The sequence below is a fragment of the Streptomyces sp. NPDC101151 genome, assembly GCF_044768335.1.
Lineage (GTDB): Bacteria > Actinomycetota > Actinomycetes > Streptomycetales > Streptomycetaceae > Streptomyces.
In genome coordinates this window covers 16,957-34,676 of sequence record NZ_JBIWPP010000054.1, presented here as the reverse complement: position 1 = coordinate 34,676, position 17,720 = coordinate 16,957, and the positions used below count along the sequence as shown (strand labels likewise).

The window sequence follows — 17,720 nt, the reverse complement described above, 5'->3', positions numbered from 1 at the left end:
ATCGCACCCGTAGGCGACCGGCGGACGGGTCTGCGCAACACGCCGACCACAGCCACGACCATGAAGGTGACACCTTGGCGCCAGGGCTGTCCTCCGCGGGGACTCCACCGCCAGGCACGCATGGAACCTCGCCGATTACGCACTGTGAATGGCACATTGGAGCTACACCGACTGCGGTCTGCCGGGTTACCCACTGTTGATCCAGAGCATCACCAGCACCCCGGATTCACTGAGGCCGGGCAGCGAGTGGAAGGCGACCATCAAGGCCGTCGCGCAAGAGGAGATCAAGGACGGCGCCTACCTGGGCGTCATGGTCAAGCTGGGTCTCGTCAAGCTGCTCCAGAGGCGGTACGACCTGTTCGAGGCGTTGCGCGGAGGGGATGTCTCCGGCTGGACGCTCACCACCGACGCAGGCGTTGCCGACGGATCCACCTGGAAGGGCCCCGTTGGTGCTGACCCCCGCCAAGCAGCTCGAGAGGGAGATCCCCCGGGCCAAGTCCTCCGTGGCCGTACGTGGCTGCACCCTCGAGGATGACGACCTGCTCTGTCTTGACGTCAAGATCGACTTCATGCAGAGCTGAACGGCGGCCGAGGGATCGCGGACAGCGGACGGCGGGCCAACGCCGCAGCGTCGGCCGGCCGGCGACGACTTGGTGTCATGCACCGAGCGATCGACATCGGGGGCTTGATGCCACCGGTCGGCCGGTGCCGCAATTCCGAGACCTGCGGCTCGCTCGCCGGGAGCAGGTGTGGCCACGCGAAGCGACGGCGCTCATACGGGAATCCAGTGCGCCGTTCCCTGACTTCGGCCCGCGGTTGGACGAGTGGGGTGTGCCGGAGGGCCAGCCGTTTCCGATCAGCCCGAAGGGCGAGCGGAACGGTGGCCCCCGCGGTCATCATCGAGTGCTGAGTGGCGCCGCCGCGGCAGCGCATCACAGCGTCGCGGTCGTCCCCTCCCCGGACGCGCTGCCGGCGAGCCACTGGTCCCATCCCAGGTTGAAGGCGGCGTAGCCGTTGTCGGCCGGGGCCTTTGCACGGGGCGAGCCGGTGATGGTGACGGGGTCGCCCTGCTTGACCTGGCCGTAGAACCACTTGGCGTCCGACAGGGACAGGTGGACGCAGCCGTGCGAGCCGCGGGCGCTGCCGCTGCCCGGAGTGGGGTCGCCGGTCGAGTAGTGCACGTACGTGCCGGACTGGGTCAGGTGGACGTCCCAGGGCAGCGTCAGGTCGTAGTAGTTGGGGCTGTCCTTGTCGCAGCTGATGCCGACGCTGCAGGAGGTCATGTGGACCTTCTCCTGCTTGTCGATGACGGCCATCGTGCCGTTCCACGTCGGATACTGAGCGCTGCCCGCATTGATCGACAGGGTGCGCACCGCCTTGCCGTTCCGGGACACCTTCATGGTGTGGCCGGTCACCGAGACATCCGCGCGCACGTCGTCGCCGATCGTGAAGGTGTGCGTGTAGGTGCGCACGCCGTAGCGCCCGTTGCCGTTGCTGACGCCCTTCATGTCAGCGTCGATCTTCACCTTCGTGCCGGAGGGCCAGTACGTCTTCGGCCGCCAGTCGGCGCGCTTGTCGCCGAACCAGTGCCAGGCCCCGGCCACCGGCTGCGAGGCGCTCACCTTCATGTGCTTCTCCACCGCGGCCCGTGCCTTTGCCGCCACCGGGTTCGTGAAGACCACCGAGATCGGCATGGCCACGCCGACCGTGGTTCCCGTCTGCGGGGTGATCGTCTCCAGCAGCATCGGCGGGCCCGCGGGCTTCGTCGGTGACGGAGAAGCGCTCGCACTCGGCTTGCCCGACGCCTTCGTGTCGTCCCCGCTCGCCTTGTCGCTGCCGCCCGTGCCGCAGGCACTCGCGCCCACCAGCATCGCACCTACGACGAGTGCGATCCCTATGCCGCCCTTGCCCCGTCCCACGACCTGCCCCGCTCTCTCGCTCTTCGGCCCTGACGGGCCCGACTCCCTGTCAGACAGCGAGGGAGTGGGCCGCAGTTGCATGCGTCGCGTAAAGCGTGTCCCAAAACTCGATACGCACCGCCGGGATGGGGACGATTCAGGGCGCCAGGACGCGGCCGCCTTCATCGGCGAGGTCGGGTACACCGAGCTGGCAGCCCATCCCGAGGCCCTCGACCAGCTCCGGCTCGACCTGCGTATGGGCGGCTGGCACGATGCATCCCCAGCTGGAGCAGTTCCTGACGCACCTCGGTGATGGAGCAAGCGCCATGCTCTTCCGCTGCATCGTCTGCGGCACCCATCTCGCCTACGCCGACGCCTCTTGACCCACCCCCCGACTGGGCGGCTGTGAAACCATGCCGATCACCCTCCAGAGGTCCGCGCCCCACTGAATCCAGTCGTGTGTGCGAGTCGCCAGGTGGCCCTGCGAGGGGGGTAGCCCGCGTTGCGCCATGCGGTCAGGTGGTTTTGAGGATGGCGATGGCGGCGATGTCGTCGTTGAGGTTGTTGCCGCTGTGTTTGAGCAGGGCGTGGTGGAGGTTGTTCAGGACTTGCCTGGGTGGTGTGGTCAGCTGTGTTCTGGCCCAGGTGGCGAGCGGGAAGAACGCTCCGGTTGCGTCGCGGGTTTCGCTGACGCCGTCGGTGTAGAGCAGCAGTTGGTCACCGGCCAGAAAGAGAAAACGCCGGGGGCGGCAGGTGACGGTGATCATGCCGCCGAGGTTCAGGGGCGGGGCGGGATCGTCTGTGTCGAGGATGTGGATGCTGCCGTGACGCCCGAGCAGGGGTGGGGGGTGGCCGCAGCTGAGGATCGTGGCGTGGCTGCCGTGGCGGGGGATTTCCGCGAGTACGGCGGTGGCGAAGAGTTCGGCGGGGTCTCCTTGGGCGAGGGCGGCAGCGTCGTCGCGGAGCAGCGTGGCCTCCAAGCGCTTGGCTAGCTGGTTGAGGTCGGCGGCCTCGTAGGCTGCTTCCCTGAACGAGCCGAGCAAGGCCGAGGCCACTGCGAGAGCGGGCAGTCCTTTGCCGCGGACATCGCCGATGACCAGGCGGATTCCGTGCCGCGTGTTGGCCAGGGCATAGAAGTCCCCACCCACCCGCGCGTACGGGGTGGCGGTCAGGTACAGGCTGCCGATCTCCAAGGGCCCGACACGGCGCGGGATGGGGCGCAGCAAAACCTTCTGCGTGGCGTCGGCCACGGTGCGGACCTCGGTGAGCGTTCCCTCACGCTGCAGCCGCAGGTGGCTGGCGTATGCGGCGGCCACGGTGACCGCTCCGACGGCTGCTGCAGTGAACAGGACCGAATGGTCGGGCGACATGACAGCGTAGACCGTGACCCCCACCAGACAAGCCAGCCCGAGGAGCAGCGTGGGTCCAACTGGCCACAGTGCCGCCGCGAGGGCGGGCGCGGTCGGGAGCAGCCGGGTGACGGGCACTTCGGGCGGCGTCAACACCGCGAGGGCGACAAGGAGCGCTGTCAGGAGCAGCGGTGAACCCAGCGCCGGATCCTGGCGCACCCTGTCCGACCAGCGTGCACCGCTCCAACCAAATACCTTCATAAGGCGCAAATATAGGTAGAAACGTGCAGTGGTGACTGCAGTCGCGGCCTCCGGACTGGCGTGGCCCAGGAAGATCGCCGAATGTCGGCCGGCGTGTACTGGCCGCAGACCGGCATCATGCCGTTCTGACTCCGGGGAAGGCGAGGAGAGGCTCGGCCCGGCCAGGCGGAGCAGGTCTCCTGCGGCGACCGCGGTGACCGTCCGGCGCTGGTACGGGGTGATCAGGCACGACATCTGTTCCGCCACGGGTCTCGCGGGAGCACAGGCCGTTGTCGCAGAGGAACCGGCGAATCATCAGGCTGAGCGGCACCCGCCGGAAACCCAGGGCGGACGGCGAGCCGGCCGCCGCATGTGCGTGCTGCGCACACGCGACGCCGAGACACCGAACGAAGGGCCTGTCACCGGCTGCCGCCCTGCGCGCAGATCACTCCACACCGCATTTCGGACGACGTCCAGAACCGACCGTCATGGAATACCCGCCACGGCCAGTTTCGGCGAGCGTTGCGGGCGTAGTCGGCGAACCGCCCGCTGCGTTGTCAGTTGGTCGAGCTCACCGTTGTAGCTAGCGTTGACCCATGTTGCATACGAGATTTACCGAAATGTTCGGTATCACTTACCCGGTGATGGCCGCCCCCATGAGCTTGCACAGTGGCGGGACGCTCGCCGCCGCCGTTTCCGCCGCCGGCGGGCTCGGCTCCTTCGGGGGTACCCATCCCTGGAAAGGGCCTGACTGGATCCGCGCCGAGATCGCGACCATTCGCGCCACGACGGACCGACCGTTCGGAGTCGGCTTCATCACGCCGTTCCTCCCCTTCACCGAGCCGCATTTCGACGCTGCCCTGGAGGGACGACCAGAGATCATCGCGCTGTCGTTCGCCAACCCCCGGCCGTGGCTTGCTCGCGCCAAGGACGCGGGAGCCCGGGTGATGTGCCAAGTCCAGAACTACGATGACGCTGAGACGGCCGTCGCCGCGGGTACCGATGTCCTCGTGGCACAGGGCACCGAGGCCGGTGGCCACACCGGGACCATGGGCCTGCTGCCGTTCCTGGCCGGGATCGTGAGGCGTTATCCCGATGTTCCGGTGCTCGCCGCAGGGGGCATTGCCGACGGTCGGACACTCGCCGCCGTCCTCACCGCCGGCGCGGACGGCGCCTGGCTGGGCACGGCGTTTCTCGCAACGCCCGAGGCGGTTGAGGTGCACGATGTCCACAAGCGCCTGATCGTCGAGAGCGATGGCAGCGACACCGTATGGACGCGGGCCTACGACATCGTGTCGGGGCTTCCCTGGCCGGCGGGCATCGGCACACGGGTCCGCCGTAATCGGTTCACCGATGAGTGGTCAGGACGAGAGGCAACACTTCGGGAACGCAAAGAGGAGTTCGCGCCCATGAAAGACAGCAACCCCTTCGAGGCCGCACCCGACCCCGAGACGGGCGAGATCCTCTACGGTCAGTCGGCGTCCCTCGTCGATGCCGTCCGCCCCGCTGCGGACGTGGTCCGGACGATCAGTGACGAGGCCGAGGCGATCCTGGCCTCGCGGCCTCGGTCCCTGCTGCGCTGACGGAGAACGCGTCCGTGAACTTGTCGGCCCCATGTGATCCGTGCAGGCTCCGTCGAGGGCGCCCCCGCTGCGATGAGTTCCGGCCGGGCCGCGAGTCTGTTCTGGTGACGTCGTAGGACGTCGTACAACACCGCCCGGCACGAGACACCACGGAGGACACCATGACGACCACGCCGAGTGACCCGACCGGCGCGCTGCCCGGGCGCCCGCCCGTCGTCGACCTGGCCGCCTGGCAGGCCGCCCGTGACGAGCTGCTGATCCGCGAGAAGGCCCATACCCGCGAGGGGGACGCCATCGCCGCGGCCCGCCGCCGGCTGCCGATGGTGGAGTTCGACGGGACGGTCGAGGTTGTCGGACCCGACGGCCCGGTCCCGTTCCTGGACCTGTTCCAGGGCCGCGACGAGCTCGTGGTCTACAAGCACATGTGGTACGACGGCACGCCGCACCAGGGACAGTGCGAAGGCTGCACCACCACGGCCTGGCACCTGAAGGACGCTGTCTATCTCAACGCCCGCGGTGTCTCGTTCGCCGTCCTGACCACGGGCCCCTGGGACGAGGTGGCCTCCTATGTCGAGTTCATGGGCTACACCCAGCCCTGGTACTCGGTGCGCGACGTGGACGGGCCGGCCGGCGGCGACATGGGGTACCTCACCTGCTTCCTGCGCGACGGCGACCGCGTGTTCCTCACCTACTCCACGACGGGCCGTGGCAACGAGCGCGTCAACGGGTCCCTCGGCCTGCTCGACATGACGCCCTACGGCCGCGGCGAGGCGTGGGAGGACAACCCCGAGGGCCGGCCCGTGACCGGCGATGCCCGCAAGGGGCACCCGTCGGTGGGCGGCCAGGCCTGCTGGTACTGGCGCTCGGACGCGGACGGGAACGCCACCTGGGGACCGACCAGCCGCCCTGTACCGCAGTGGACCCGCCCCGGCGCAACCCCCGTGGAGACCCTCGGCCGGCACGGCCACCATCACTGACGTACGTTCGTCGACGACGCCGACAGTGTGTCAGGCTTGCCAGTCCCACTTGGACTCCGGTCGCACGCATCGTCCAGGTGGCCCGTACTCGTCACGGCCTGCCAGATCGACGCGGCACTGCTTTCAAGGCACGCCAGAGCCCCGGGGCGGTCGGCATGCGCAGTCGAATGCATTGACTGCCGGAAGAAACTGCCGCTGATGTGGCCAGTGACCCGCCCTGATGCCCTGCGGTGGGAGAGGCGGACAGCGGCCGAGGGGGTGCGGTCCCGACTCTCGTTGACCTCGGCACGCCGGCGATGAGTTCGGGCGGCGGATCGGGTCTGCCCTGGTATGACTCGAATCATCGCTGACATCTCGGTCTCTCTCGATGGCTTCGTCACCGGACCCGACCCGGGTCCGGACAACGGTCTGGGTACCGGCGGCGAGGCCCTGCACACCTGGGCGTTCTCCGACGACCCCGACGACCGCCGAGTCCTGCGCGAGGCGGCCGCCCGCTCGGGCGCCGTCGTCCTCGGCCGCCGGCTCTTCGACGTGGTCGACGGGCCGAACGGCTGGGACGACACGTGCGGCTACGGCGCCGGCGAGGTCGGCAAGCCCGCGTTCGTCGTCGTGACGAGCCGCCTGCCGGAATCGGTGCGGCTCACCGACCTCGACTGGACGTTCGTCACCACCGGTCTGCCCGACGCTGTCGTCGTCGCGCGCAAGCGTGCCGAGGCGGCGTCGTCGTACAGCGGCAATGACCTCGACGTCGTCCTCATGGGAGGCGGCGCCACGATCGGCTCGGCGCTCGAAGTCGGGCTCGTCGACGCGCTGACGCTGCACCTCGCGCCCGTCGTGCTGGGCGCCGGGACGCCACTGTTCATCGGCGGAGCGCCCCGCACACTGGTGCAGCGGAACGTGACCTCGACATCGACCGCGACCCACCTGACGTACGACGTCCTCTGACGACCTCGCTGCCGATCGCTCAGCCAACCTTCGATGCGACAGATCGCGTGCGTTCGCGCCGAACCGGGCGCCCACTGCGCTCCAAAACGTCGGACTCCACATCGGCCGCATGAGCTGCGCGGTCCCAACCTGCTCGCCCTAGATTGACCCATGATCTCGCGCCCAAAATGCACTCGCATCCAGGTCTTTCCAGAGCATAGATTCAGTGGTGTCGCCGGGAACACCGGCCGACGGATCTACCAAGACCCAGGAGTGACCATGACGTTCACCAGTGCCTCGAAGCCCGTCCTCGTCCGCGCCGACGAGGCCGAGACACTGCAGGACGGAGCGACCAGCCTGATCACGCTGCTGGCCGACGCGAACGCCACCGGCGGTGCACTGACCGCCAACCGCGCGACCCTGCACAAGGGCTCACCCGGTGCCCCCGCGCACTTCCACACCCGAGCCACCGAAATGTTCTATGTGCTCAACGGATCCATGCGGATCCTGCTCGACGACCAGATCCTCACGCTCGGCCAGGGCGACTTCCTGACCGTCCCGCCGACCGTGCCGCACGCCTTCGCGCCGGCCCCGGACAGCGAGGCCGAGATGCTCGTCGTCTTCACTCCGGGAATGGACCGGTTCGACTACTACCGGCTGCTGGAGCGGGTCTACCGGGGCGAGGCCTCCGTACAGGACATCCGCGACAGCTCCGAGCAGTTCGACAACCACTACTTCGAGAGCCCCGTCTGGCAGCAGGAACTCGCCCGCCGCTGACCTCACGATCCGTACGCGGGGAGCAAGGGTGCCTGTCGTGTCCACCTCGTGCTGAGGGGCACCCTCTGCGCCCAGCCCGCGTGTACGCTCCGGCCTCGCACTTCAACTGCCGTACGCACCAGGTATCTCGAAGCCTCCGAGCCCGTGCGACCACCCCCCTTCGTCAGGCCCGCCACACGGAGCCGTATGGGAGAATTCCACATGATCAACTCCTCCACCCAGATCAGGATGGCGCGCCCGTCCCGGGACCTCGCCGCCGCCGAACGCTTCTACGTCGAAGGGCTCGGGCTCGATGTCCTGTGGCGGACCACAGAGCGCGTCTCCGGCGAACACGACCTGCTCATGGTCGGCCCGCCCGCCGGGACATGGCACTTCGAGATCACCCACGATCCGGAGAACCCGATCGAGCCCACCCCCACCGTGGACGACCTCTTCGTCGTCTACCTCGGCGCTCCCATCACCGAGGAGCAGATCGAACGTCTCCTGGCCGCAGGGGGAACCAGAGTCGCCGCACACAATCCGTACTGGGACCAGTACGGAGTGACGATCGCGGACTCGGACGGCTACCGCCTCGTCCTGTGCACGCGTTCTTGGAACGCGTAATACCGCACACTGCCGTGCGAGGAAGAGGAACAGGCACCAAGAATCCCGAGGCCCCGGTCCTCACCGTTCTCGAAGCTCAGCAGTCTTCCGCCGGTCGTCCGCCAGAATGCGTGGCCGCGAGCCGCCGTACCCGCTCCGCCGCGGACTGGTCGTGGGTGACGAACAACTCGTACCCGTAGGAATTTGACGGAGTCCACCGGCTCTTCCCAGTTGCGGTCCGCTGCGGCCCGCGCGAGGTCGCCTTCGTACTGGGCCCTGTCGTGCGGCGACGGTGCTGGTCGTAGCCGTCGACGCGGGAATATGAGTGGCCCCGCCACCTACCCGGTCGCTAGCCTCGCCTCCTGTGAACCAGCGGCAGCGCAAGAAGCTCTCCCGGGATCTGCTCGAGGCAATTCAGATCGGTGATACCGCCCGTGTGAAGGCACTGCTGCGGGCGGGAGCCGACCCAGAGCGAGGCGACCGTGAGGGCACCACCCCGCTCTATGCGGCATCGGTGAGCGGCGAAGCCGAGATCGCACGTCTGCTCCTGATGGCCGGGGCCTCCCCGGACACCGAGAGCCGCGGACTCGGCTCGGAGGGCACGCCGTTGTGCGCCGCCGCCTGCTGGGGGCACACGGAGACGGTGCGCGCATTGTTGGCGCACGGGGCCGATCCGAACCGTCGTGAGGATCAGGGCAAGGGCCGCTCCCCCTTGGAGTGGGCGGGCAACGGCCCCGATCCCGAAACGGCCGCTCTCCTCACGACAGTTGGGGCACCAGCCCGCCTGGGTTAAGCCGGCCGAACTCACGACGACCCGTCATACCGTTGCCGACGGGCGCCCGTAGAACGGTGCCGTCACTCAGGCCTGCTGCAATACGCTTTGGGCTCCGGGGCGCCGGCCCGGACCCGGTACCACCGGCTCCCCCGCACCCACGCCTCCTCTGATCGGTGCACCCCCATGTCCCCCCGCATCACGATCGTCGGCAGCGGCCCCGGCGACCTCGTCTGCGCCCGCGCCCTGCAGCAGCACGGCATACCCGTCACCGTCTTGGAGCGCGAGGCCACTCCCGCCTCACGTTCTCAGGACGGCACCCACGACATCCGTGCCGACACCGGGCAGGTGGGCCTGCGCGCCGCCGGCCTTCTGGACCAATTCCTCGCGCTCTCCCGGCCCGAGGGCCAGGAACTGCGCCTCATGGACCGGTCCGCCCATCTGCTGCGCCACCACCAGCCCGAGTCCGGCGACACCAGTGCCCCCGGAAATCGACCGAGGACAGCTGCGCACCCTGCTGCTCAACTCCCCCACCCCGGGCACCGTGCGCTGGGGCCACTCGGTCGAGAAGACCGTCCCGTTGCCCAACGCCTGCGTCCGCCTGGAATTCACCCGCGGCACCGCCGAAGAATTCGACCTGGTCGTCGGCGCGGACGGCGCCTGGTCCGGGGTGCGCCCCGCGCTCTCGGACGCCCAGCCCGCCTACAGCGGTGTCGGCCTGAGCCATCAATGCGGTGACGACACGCTCCCAGGTGCCGTCAATGGCCCGCATCCGCAACCGGTTGCAGACCCCGCGCCAGTGCCCGTACTGCTCCAGCAGGCGCAGCCGATGCGGCCCTGTCGGAACTTCCAGGCGATCACATCGATCACCTCGGCGTGATCCCGCCGGCACCCACCCCGCCTGGGTGTCCGGACCGGCAACAGCGGCTCGACCCGCGCCCACTGCACGTCGCTCAACGGCACACCTGAACCAACGATCAGACGATCCGAACGAAACAGCGCAGAGGTGATGCCCGGCCATGCGCGCGGGCAAGTCGCGGTTGCAGGCCGCCCGCGCGCTTGGACGGGCGGGTACTCTCCGGCGGTTCCGTCACGAACTCAACTGGACAACGTGACCGGGGACCACATGCCGAGCCACTGCTCGGCGCCCCATGCCTCGAACCGCTCTACCTCGGTGAACCCCAGCTTCGCCGCCAGGCGCATCGAGCCGACGTTGGCGGTCTGGGTGGCGAGCACCACCGGCTCGCCGGGAAGGACGCCGACGAACCAGCCGAGTGCCGCCGCGCACGCCTCGGCGGCGTACCCGAATCCCCACGCCCGCGGCAGGAACAGGTAGCCGAGATCGGCCTTGCCCACGGCAGCCGGGCGACGGTGCCCGGTTGCTCTCCTGAGCAGGATCTGGCCGATCATCGCCCCGTCGAGATCAACGACGAAACTCCCGGGCCACCGCTCGGGCACCTCGGGCGTCTCGCGCTCAAGCTCGTCACGCGGGCGGGGACCGCCGAGGTAGGTGTGCACCTCTGGCGAGGCGAGCAGTTCGATGAACGCCGCCCGGTCCCGCGCCCCGGGCTCACGGAGCACGAGCCGGTCGGTCCTGATCGGCGCAGGCGGCCAAGCCACGAGTCCCAGATCTTCCACCCGTGCACGCTAACAGACGGTCAAACCAACCGAACGGGAGACGCTTGGCATCCCCGCCCGCGGGGGCGGCCTCGCATCCGGCCCCATGTGGTCCCGGCCGACCAGGCGCGTTCCTCACCCGCCATCCGCGAACACCACGAGGTTTCCGGCGAGTCAAGGTGATCATCGGACGCACGGGGCGTACGCCCGATGGACCCCTGGTGCCTCGGTGAGACCGTGCCACCGGCCAAAACCCCGGAGTATTCTGCGGATTCGAGGACTCGGCGGGGACGGCGTCGACCATGAGCTTGGCGCGGCGCAACATCGTGAAGACGCCACGAGAGCGTTGCCGAGTTCGGCGCCGTCGCCCTCTTCCGCCCATGTGCCGCCAACAGGCGAATCGTCCATCTCCCCACGCAGGACACAGTCCCGGCGAAGCGGCGAGCCGACCTGCCGGCCGGCAGCCGACGGCAGACCTGGGCAGTGGACTCCACCCTGCGCCTGCGGTCCTGGACCACCGAGAGCAACTCCTCGGGCTCCTGGTCCCAGACCTCGGCCAAGGTGAACCACTACGGCTCGGACGACGACAGCCCCCGGTGGATCACCGAAGACACCGCAGGCACCGTCACCCGCGACATCGACGGCGCCGACGGCAATCTCGCCACCACCACCAAGACCGGGGGCGTAGTACTTCAGCTGGCGAACCTGCGCGGGGACATCACCCTGCAGCTGCCCACGGACAGCTCGGTCGCGCCGACTGTCCTGGACGCCGACGAGTACGGCAACCCCAGGGCGGGCCAGCCGTCCGCGCGGTACTCATGGCTCGGCGGCAAGCAGCGCTCCGACGAGACCGTCATCGGGCTCACCCTCATGGGAGTGCGGCTGTACGACCCCACCACCGGACGCTTCCTGTCCACCGACCCGGTCCCCGGCGGCAGTGCCAACGCCTACGAATACGGCAGCGACGACCCCGTCAACAGCTACGACCTGGACGGACGGTGCAACAAGGAGTGTCACGAGGCCAAGGCGTGCATGAGCCTGGGTTATTCGAACTGCATGTTCGTGATCTACCTGTCCGGCATTCTGTCCCTGAGTCTCTACTCGGTCGGCAGCTATCTGTACCGGTACGGCTACCTCTGGGGGTAGCCGCCACCGGCGCCCCCAGTGATCCGAACGATCCACAAGCCGAGCGCGGACCTCCCCTGGGAGCCGCGCCCGGCCACCACATCCCGAATTTCGAGGAGCACCGTTGTCCCCCACAACACCGTCCGCCCGCGTCGGGCTGGCGGCGGCACTCCTGCTGCCGGCCGCCTTCCTCGGCGCATGTTCCGCCGTCGGCGGCGGCTGCGATGGCACGTCCGCCGAACTCAAGCGGCTGGCCGCACAGCCACTGCTCGGCTGGGCACCTTCCGGCGCCTCGGCACCCGCCAACTACCGCGGCCTGGGCGTGACCACCGGATGCGACGACGACAGCAGCGGACAGCCATGGCTGCACGCCGACCGTCTGTATGCCTACCCTGGCAAGCCCGACGCCGTCATCGCCCACTACACCAAGACAGCCGACGCGGCCGGCTGGCACCCCGAGCGGGACCCCGATCCCGATGCGCCGCCCGCCACCGTGGAGGGCGCCTGCTGGACCAGGACCACCCAGGGCCGTCGCCTGCTCCTCACGGTCGACTTCCGCACCGACGGCTTCTCCCCCGCGCCCAAGGTGGGCAAGGGCATCGCCTATGAGGTTTCGGTCGGCACCGAGTCGGATGGCGGCAGTGCCACCTGCTGGCACTAGCTGTGCAGTGACGGACGCCCGCGGCAGTGGGTGTCGGGCTCTCCGACGTAGGCGTTCGTAGGGGGCTGACCGGCACCTTCCCGGTCGTCCGCCACACCCCGTATCCCCAAGGACGCAGCACAGCGAAGACCCGAGCCCCGGCGTGACCGCGGGGCTCGGGCTCTCGACCGATTCACATGACCGCCGCAGCCATCGGCCGAGGCTGCAGCAAGAGCGGCCGTTCCTACTTGGGCGGGTCCACCGGAGGCTTACCCGGGTCCGGCTTACCCGGATCGGGCTTACCCGGGTCCGGCTTACCCGGGTCCGGCTTACCCGGGTCCGGCTTACCCGGGTCCGGCTTACCCGGGTCCGGCTTACCGGGGGCAGGCTTACCGGGATCCACCTTGCAAAAGACTTCGTTCTTGTAGAAATGGCAGCCCGGCATGTTCTTGATGTCCTTGGGCTTGCTCTTCCGCTTGCCGTTCCTATTCCCCTTCGCGTCCTTACTCTTGCTCTTTTTGTCCTTTCCTCCCTTGTCGCCCTTGACGTGGTCGGTGTGACTGGCCGCCGCCTCGGCGACGCCGGTGTGCGGCGTCGAGGCGAATGCGCTGGCGGGCAGCATCACGCCCCCTATCGCCAACGCGGTGGAGGTGGCAAGCATGACCAGACGCCGACTGTTCGATATACGAGACACAAGAGTTTCCTTCGTGATATTGAATGACCAGGGGTGTCGCATTCCGCTCGCGGAATTCCGTGGACGGGTTTCGACAGCGGGATTCATGTACCGCAGACCGCGCCGCCGAGGCTGTCCCGGACGGCCCGCACACTCTGGTTGAGCCCGTGCATCAAGTAAGCCCCGGCCGGGCCTACCACGTCACGACACTGCCTTTCGGGACTTGACGCACGACGGCGGACCGTACTCACCCGTCCGTGGCCGCTCTGTGCGGCACACCGTGCACCCCAGCAGACAAGACTCCACAGCCGCAGCGGGCCGTGCGGCCCCGGAAACCCGGACACGACGAAACCCGCCACGATCCTGTGGCGGGTCCCGTCGTCGAGGAGTGGTCAGCAGGGGTGCCTGCCCAGCCCCCGACCAAGGTCACTACTGGTTCACGTTGGCCTGGTTGGCGTCGTCGCCGCCCTGGTTCACGTTGGCCTGGTTGACGTCCTTCCCACCCTGGTTCACGTTCGCCTGATTGGCCCGACCGCCAACCTGGTTCACGTTGGTCTGGTTGGCGTCCTGTACCACGCTCGGCGCGGCCTTCGCCGTCTGAGGAGCCACTTGAGCGCCCACTACTCCCGCCGTTCCGGCGAGAATCGCAGCTACGAAGGAAGCGCCGACAATGCGGGGGATCTGGGTGCGAATATTGACAGCCATGAGTTTCTCATCGGTCGAGTGAAAGCAGAGGTTTCTGTCGTCTGTTTGCGTCATCTCGATGCGACGACCCGGCGATTTGCCTGAAACCAGATTCACTCAACACAAGAAACAAACAAAGCGACGGCAATTCGGGGCTTGACAGACTCAATGCGGACGTATGATTCCGCGGTACCTCCCGGTACCTCCCGGCATCGGCCCGCAATGCGATCCGCCGGGCATCACGCCCCGGCATACGCCACCCTCCGACGCCCTGGCGGAGGGTGTTGCCGTGCTGCGGTGCCGGCACCGCCGTGGCTGGTACCAGCACCCTAGTAAGCAGTTGGATTGCCGGAGGCTGAAGGCTCAGGAAGCAACAGCCGGCGGCCCCATGACGGCAGCAGGAGCAGGAGGCTCATCCTCACGCCTGGGTGTCCGCCAGGTCAGCCCCGTCAGGCGCGCCGGCCCCCCGGCTTGCTAGCCGCCACTGATGCCCAGGACCTGTGCGGTGCCGTCCGACAGGGCGGTGATACGGATCTGGCCGGCAGGGAACGGGTCGATTCCGCTCGGGCCGGCGACCTGAGTGAAGCCGGTCCAGGAGAGGTTGTCCTGCCTGATGTTGTGCCAGACGTTGCCGTCGCGGCCGACGACGACCACCTGCGCCGACCCGTCGGGCAAACCCGCGATGTCGATGCTGCTGGCGCCCATTCTGTTCGAGTTGACGCCCGCAGGAGGGGCGAAGCCGTCCCACCGACCGTCGGGATGGCGCACCTGGTGGTAGACACATCCGTCGAGTCCGATCGCCACGACTTGGGAGGAGCCGTCGGGCAGGCTCGTGATGGCCAAGGCCGGGCCGGAAAACGTGGGTGCCCCGCCGAACCCGGCCAGCCGGGACCAAGATGTCCAGGATCCGTCCTTGCGGCGGATGCACATGTACATGGAGCCGTCAGTGTTGTACGAGAGGATCTGGGCAGAGCCGTCGGGCATGCCTGCCAGGGCGACCTTCGTCGCACCCCAGGTGCTGTTCGGCGTGAAGCCGGGAACCGGACGGAAGCCGGTCAGTGTGCCGTCGGTACGGCGCTGCTGGTGGTACAGCGTGCCGTCCATACTGGTGGCCACGAGCTGGCTGGTTCCGTCGGGCAGGGCCGTGATGGCCGCTTCGCGTGCGGTGAAGCCGTTCTGCGGGCCGGGGCCGTCCAGGCGCTGCCACGGCCGGGACATGGCGGAGCCCTTGAGGGTGGCGATCCAGACGCTGTTGTCGGGTTTGAGTCCGAGGATCTGTACGGACCCGTCGGGCATGCCTGCGGCGGAGACCTGGATTCCGGCGAAGGTGGGGTCGCTCCCGGCACCGTGCAGAGGCCTCATACTGCTCCAGGTTCCGTCCGGCGTGCGGGCGCTCTGGAACAGGACGCGCTTCTCGATGGCGTAGGGCGGACGGTTCGCGCTGTAGAACCAGACGGGGTTGGTGATGGCCACCATCTGATCGAGCGTGCTGGAGCCGGGCTGCAGGCGGCGCACTTCGGCGCGGGCGAACAGTGAGGCCTTGCCCCAGCCGCGCCAATGCAGTTGTCCGGAGCCGCCGGCGCCGATGGAGGCCGATGCCATGATCCCCCACTCCGTGTAGAGGGTGACAACGGAGTTGGGGGCGCCGGAGACGGAGGCCGTGACATCGACCGCGTCGAAGAAGCCCAGCGGAAGCTCCTCACCCGGCCCGGCGGTGCGGCCGGCACCCCTGGCCGTGAAGTCCACGGTGACGGCGGCCGATTCCGCGGCGTAGGACTTGCCCTGCCGCAGAGAGGCCAGGATCGCCTTTGTGGACAGTGCAGGGGCGTTGACTACGTTGTGCGGGAGGCCGATCGTGTCCGTCGTGGCGTGCGCGTCGCTGTTGCCCAGGCCCGGGATACGTTTGCCCAGACACAACGCGCCGTGCCAGAGGGCGACGTTGGCCGCGTCGTCCAGTGTCCACGGGCCGTTCCACACCTCCATTGCATCGACGTGGTCGAGGCCGAACTCCCAGAATGATCCCGGCCCCGGGGTCGTGGGATGTGCGGCAACCACGAGTCCGCCCAGGCTGTGCACCCGCTGCACGTGCCGGTCGAGTTCGCCCTGGTTGCTGGGGGCGTAGCGCCAGTCCACCCACTCCCCTTGCGGTAGTCCCACGGCCAGCCAGTGGCCATGGCGGGTGGTGACTTCTTCCGCGTTGATCACGAGGAGGTCCGGGGGAATGTTTCCCCGCCAGGAGACCCCGGTGGAGCTGGTGTTGTGGTCCGAGGTGGCGATGAAGTCCAGCTTGCTCCTGCGGGCGTCGGCGACCATCTGGTCCACTGTCCGCGCGCCGTCCGAGTGGACGCTGTGCAAGTGCAGGTCACCGCGGTACCAGCCGGGGGCGCGGCCGCGGACCGCGTCGGGCAGGATGTCGTACGGGACCGGCTCGAGCGGAGCGCCATGGTCCAGGGTGACGCTGACCTGCCAGTCCATGCCGGAGGCCTTGTAGACGATGGGACCGAGGGCGACGGACCACTTCCCTGCTTCGACAGGCCCGGGAACGTAGCCCGGAGTGGCATCCGCTGCCGAGAGTGTGAAGTCGCGCCTGGCTCCGCCGGACCACCCGCGAAATCCCGACGGCCCGAAGATCCCTATGTCGAGGACGTTGGACATGACGCCCGGCACGAGGACAAAGGGTTCAAAGCTCGAGGTGACGGAGATTCGGTTCACGCCCGCAGGGACATCGAAGTCGATGTAGGCCCACTGGTCGAACCCCAGCGGGGAATGGCTCTGATAGGTCTTGGTCACGTGGCTGCCGTCGGTCTGCGTGTCCGCCCTGGCGATACCGGCGGGCACCATGGCCGCGAGGCCGCCGCCGGCGAGCAGCGCGCCCAGGCGCAGCACGTCACGACGGTGTACCACCCTGCACGCTTCCAGTTCTCTGTGTCTGCCGGATCCGAGATCACTCGGCACAGCAACCTCCAAATGACATGCACCTGCCATCCCGAGGCTCATGCGTGCGCCGTCCGGCCCTTCCGCCGGCCGGTCGGGACGACTCTCGGGATGGCGCCGACTGTTCGTTCGAACGACCCGCAGGCTACCGGCAAACAGCCGAACAAGCGCCCCCTACGGGCACAGTCCTCACGGCCGTTCTCGCCCGGCGCCTGAGGAAGGCCGGCGACGGGCCAGTCACCGCGCGCGGCACATACGCTCCGCCGGCCACGAAGGGCTGGTTACACCGGACGGGGCCGGCGCCCGGGCCCCCAGCCGTCCCCGACGATGCGCACCGCGCCTGCGTCCGCGCGAACAAGCCCTGGGCCGAGCTGCCGGACCACCGAACGCACCCGCTGTCGCAGGGGACTTCGACACCCCCGACGCGAAACTGCGGCGACGGGTACGCCCAGTCAGCGAATGCCGACCACCCTGATCGCGGACCTTCCTTCTCCCCGAGGTTGCATTGATATGTCATACAGAAACCGTTCTCCATGGGCAGGGCGCAGCTGCGTCGACGAGCCCTGCACAGGATTCGGCAGTCGCACGTCATGGCGCTCACCAGGCTTCGAACCACAGATCACGGTGAGACCGACGCCGGTCTTCCCGACGTTGCGCACGGTCACGGATCTGATGTCCGGGCACTTTCCCCCTTCCACGGCAGAGCAGTTGAACCGCACATCCCCGAAGGCGCTCTCGCCACATGACAAGTCGTACGACGGGGCAAGGTGTATTGCGCACAGCTGCCCCGTTGCGATCGTCTCGTAGGTACGCGGCGTATGCGGAGCCGCCGATGATCTGGCCTTCGGCAAGGCAACTACGCGAGAGGCGAGTACGCCCCAACAGGCCGACAGAGCCGACCGCCACAAGCACGGTCGGGCGCCTTCTCATGTCCATCACTCCCAG

Annotated in this window: 17 protein-coding genes and 1 pseudogene; 12 read left to right on the top strand and 6 right to left on the bottom strand. The window is 68.4% G+C overall.

The genetic code is table 11. The annotated features are described in order from the left end of the window. The first annotated feature begins 148 nt into the window (after window positions 1-148). Window positions 149-535 carry a hypothetical protein gene (locus ACIRU3_RS43625; protein WP_404069339.1) on the top strand — a complete coding sequence of 129 codons (387 nt, stop codon included), beginning with the start codon at window positions 149-151 and terminating at the stop codon, window positions 533-535. Window positions 536-932: 397 nt separating this feature from the next. Here the strand turns inward: ACIRU3_RS43625 and ACIRU3_RS43620 are convergent, their stop codons facing one another. Together ACIRU3_RS43620 and ACIRU3_RS43615 are read right to left on the bottom strand one after the other, a co-directional pair. Further along, window positions 933-1,919 (bottom strand): Ig-like domain-containing protein, encoded by a 987-nt coding sequence (locus ACIRU3_RS43620; protein ID WP_404069337.1) that lies wholly within the window; start codon window positions 1,917-1,919, stop codon window positions 933-935. A gap of 494 nt (window positions 1,920-2,413) precedes the next feature. Continuing rightward, window positions 2,414-3,754, bottom strand: a complete 1,341-nt coding sequence (locus ACIRU3_RS43615; protein ID WP_404069335.1) for a PP2C family protein-serine/threonine phosphatase — start codon at window positions 3,752-3,754, stop codon at window positions 2,414-2,416. 353 nt (window positions 3,755-4,107) lie between these two features. On the opposite strand from ACIRU3_RS43615, the gene ACIRU3_RS43610 reads away from it, so the two are divergent. From ACIRU3_RS43610 to ACIRU3_RS43580, 7 genes and pseudogenes are all read left to right on the top strand, one after another. Then, complete coding sequence (locus tag ACIRU3_RS43610) at window positions 4,108-5,070, top strand: NAD(P)H-dependent flavin oxidoreductase (RefSeq protein WP_404069333.1); 963 nt, start codon at window positions 4,108-4,110, stop codon at window positions 5,068-5,070. A gap of 161 nt (window positions 5,071-5,231) precedes the next feature. Then, window positions 5,232-6,047, top strand: coding sequence for a DUF899 domain-containing protein (locus tag ACIRU3_RS43605; protein WP_404069331.1), 816 nt, complete (start codon window positions 5,232-5,234; stop codon window positions 6,045-6,047). A gap of 330 nt (window positions 6,048-6,377) precedes the next feature. Further along, on the top strand, window positions 6,378-6,992 hold the full coding sequence (locus ACIRU3_RS43600; protein ID WP_404069329.1) for a dihydrofolate reductase family protein: 615 nt from the start codon (window positions 6,378-6,380) through the stop codon (window positions 6,990-6,992). A 258-nt stretch (window positions 6,993-7,250) separates the two neighbouring features. Further along, on the top strand, window positions 7,251-7,748 hold the full coding sequence (locus tag ACIRU3_RS43595) for a cupin domain-containing protein (protein ID WP_404069327.1): 498 nt from the start codon (window positions 7,251-7,253) through the stop codon (window positions 7,746-7,748). 186 nt (window positions 7,749-7,934) lie between these two features. Continuing rightward, window positions 7,935-8,351, top strand: a complete 417-nt coding sequence (locus ACIRU3_RS43590) for a VOC family protein (RefSeq protein WP_404069325.1) — start codon at window positions 7,935-7,937, stop codon at window positions 8,349-8,351. A gap of 343 nt (window positions 8,352-8,694) precedes the next feature. Next, window positions 8,695-9,123, top strand: a complete 429-nt coding sequence (locus ACIRU3_RS43585) for an ankyrin repeat domain-containing protein (protein WP_404069323.1) — start codon at window positions 8,695-8,697, stop codon at window positions 9,121-9,123. 165 nt (window positions 9,124-9,288) lie between these two features. After that, a pseudogene (locus ACIRU3_RS43580) lies at window positions 9,289-9,453 on the top strand (NAD(P)-binding protein); the annotation flags it as partial. Here the strand turns inward: ACIRU3_RS43580 and ACIRU3_RS43575 are convergent. Further along, on the bottom strand, window positions 9,403-9,558 hold the full coding sequence (locus ACIRU3_RS43575; RefSeq protein WP_404069365.1) for a hypothetical protein: 156 nt from the start codon (window positions 9,556-9,558) through the stop codon (window positions 9,403-9,405). The pseudogene ACIRU3_RS43580 and the gene ACIRU3_RS43575 overlap by 51 nt on opposite strands. A 22-nt stretch (window positions 9,559-9,580) precedes the next feature. Between ACIRU3_RS43575 and ACIRU3_RS43570 the strand changes: the two genes are divergently transcribed. Continuing rightward, the gene (locus tag ACIRU3_RS43570) at window positions 9,581-9,982 is read left to right on the top strand and encodes an FAD-dependent oxidoreductase (RefSeq protein ID WP_404069363.1); all 402 of its coding nucleotides are present in this window, start codon (window positions 9,581-9,583) and stop codon (window positions 9,980-9,982) included. Between the two features lie 218 nt (window positions 9,983-10,200). Here ACIRU3_RS43570 and ACIRU3_RS43565 read toward each other — a convergent pair whose 3' ends face one another. Beyond that, entirely contained in the window at window positions 10,201-10,740 is a 540-nt protein-coding gene (locus tag ACIRU3_RS43565; RefSeq protein ID WP_404069321.1) for a GNAT family N-acetyltransferase, read from the bottom strand. Between the two features lie 462 nt (window positions 10,741-11,202). Between ACIRU3_RS43565 and ACIRU3_RS43560 the strand changes: the two genes are divergently transcribed. The 3 genes from ACIRU3_RS43560 (at window position 11,203) to ACIRU3_RS43550 (ending at window position 13,205) form a co-directional block, all read left to right on the top strand. After that, complete coding sequence (locus ACIRU3_RS43560; protein ID WP_404069319.1) at window positions 11,203-11,865, top strand: RHS repeat-associated core domain-containing protein; 663 nt, start codon at window positions 11,203-11,205, stop codon at window positions 11,863-11,865. Window positions 11,866-11,968: 103 nt separating this feature from the next. Further along, window positions 11,969-12,505 carry a hypothetical protein gene (locus ACIRU3_RS43555; protein WP_404069317.1) on the top strand — a complete coding sequence of 179 codons (537 nt, stop codon included), beginning with the start codon at window positions 11,969-11,971 and terminating at the stop codon, window positions 12,503-12,505. A gap of 142 nt (window positions 12,506-12,647) precedes the next feature. Beyond that, window positions 12,648-13,205 carry a pentapeptide repeat-containing protein gene (locus ACIRU3_RS43550; RefSeq protein ID WP_404069315.1) on the top strand — a complete coding sequence of 186 codons (558 nt, stop codon included), beginning with the start codon at window positions 12,648-12,650 and terminating at the stop codon, window positions 13,203-13,205. A 381-nt stretch (window positions 13,206-13,586) separates the two neighbouring features. Here the strand turns inward: ACIRU3_RS43550 and ACIRU3_RS43545 are convergent, their stop codons facing one another. After that, window positions 13,587-13,958: a hypothetical protein gene (locus tag ACIRU3_RS43545; RefSeq protein ID WP_404069313.1), complete on the bottom strand. Its 372-nt coding sequence runs from the start codon at window positions 13,956-13,958 to the stop codon at window positions 13,587-13,589. A 357-nt stretch (window positions 13,959-14,315) separates the two neighbouring features. Further along, the gene (locus ACIRU3_RS43540; protein WP_404069311.1) at window positions 14,316-16,727 is read right to left on the bottom strand and encodes a CehA/McbA family metallohydrolase; all 2,412 of its coding nucleotides are present in this window, start codon (window positions 16,725-16,727) and stop codon (window positions 14,316-14,318) included. Window positions 16,728-17,720: the final 993 nt, after the last annotated feature.

Coding starts and splice junctions, on each gene's coding strand:
- ACIRU3_RS43590 (WP_404069325.1), top strand. CDS start 7,935: ATGGGAGAATTCCACATGATCAACTCCTCCACCCAGATCAGGATGGCG.
- ACIRU3_RS43595 (WP_404069327.1), top strand. CDS start 7,251: ATGACGTTCACCAGTGCCTCGAAGCCCGTCCTCGTCCGCGCCGACGAG.
- ACIRU3_RS43600 (WP_404069329.1), top strand. CDS start 6,378: ATGACTCGAATCATCGCTGACATCTCGGTCTCTCTCGATGGCTTCGTC.
- ACIRU3_RS43625 (WP_404069339.1), top strand. CDS start 149: ATGGCACATTGGAGCTACACCGACTGCGGTCTGCCGGGTTACCCACTG.
- ACIRU3_RS43605 (WP_404069331.1), top strand. CDS start 5,232: ATGACGACCACGCCGAGTGACCCGACCGGCGCGCTGCCCGGGCGCCCG.
- ACIRU3_RS43610 (WP_404069333.1), top strand. CDS start 4,108: ATGTTCGGTATCACTTACCCGGTGATGGCCGCCCCCATGAGCTTGCAC.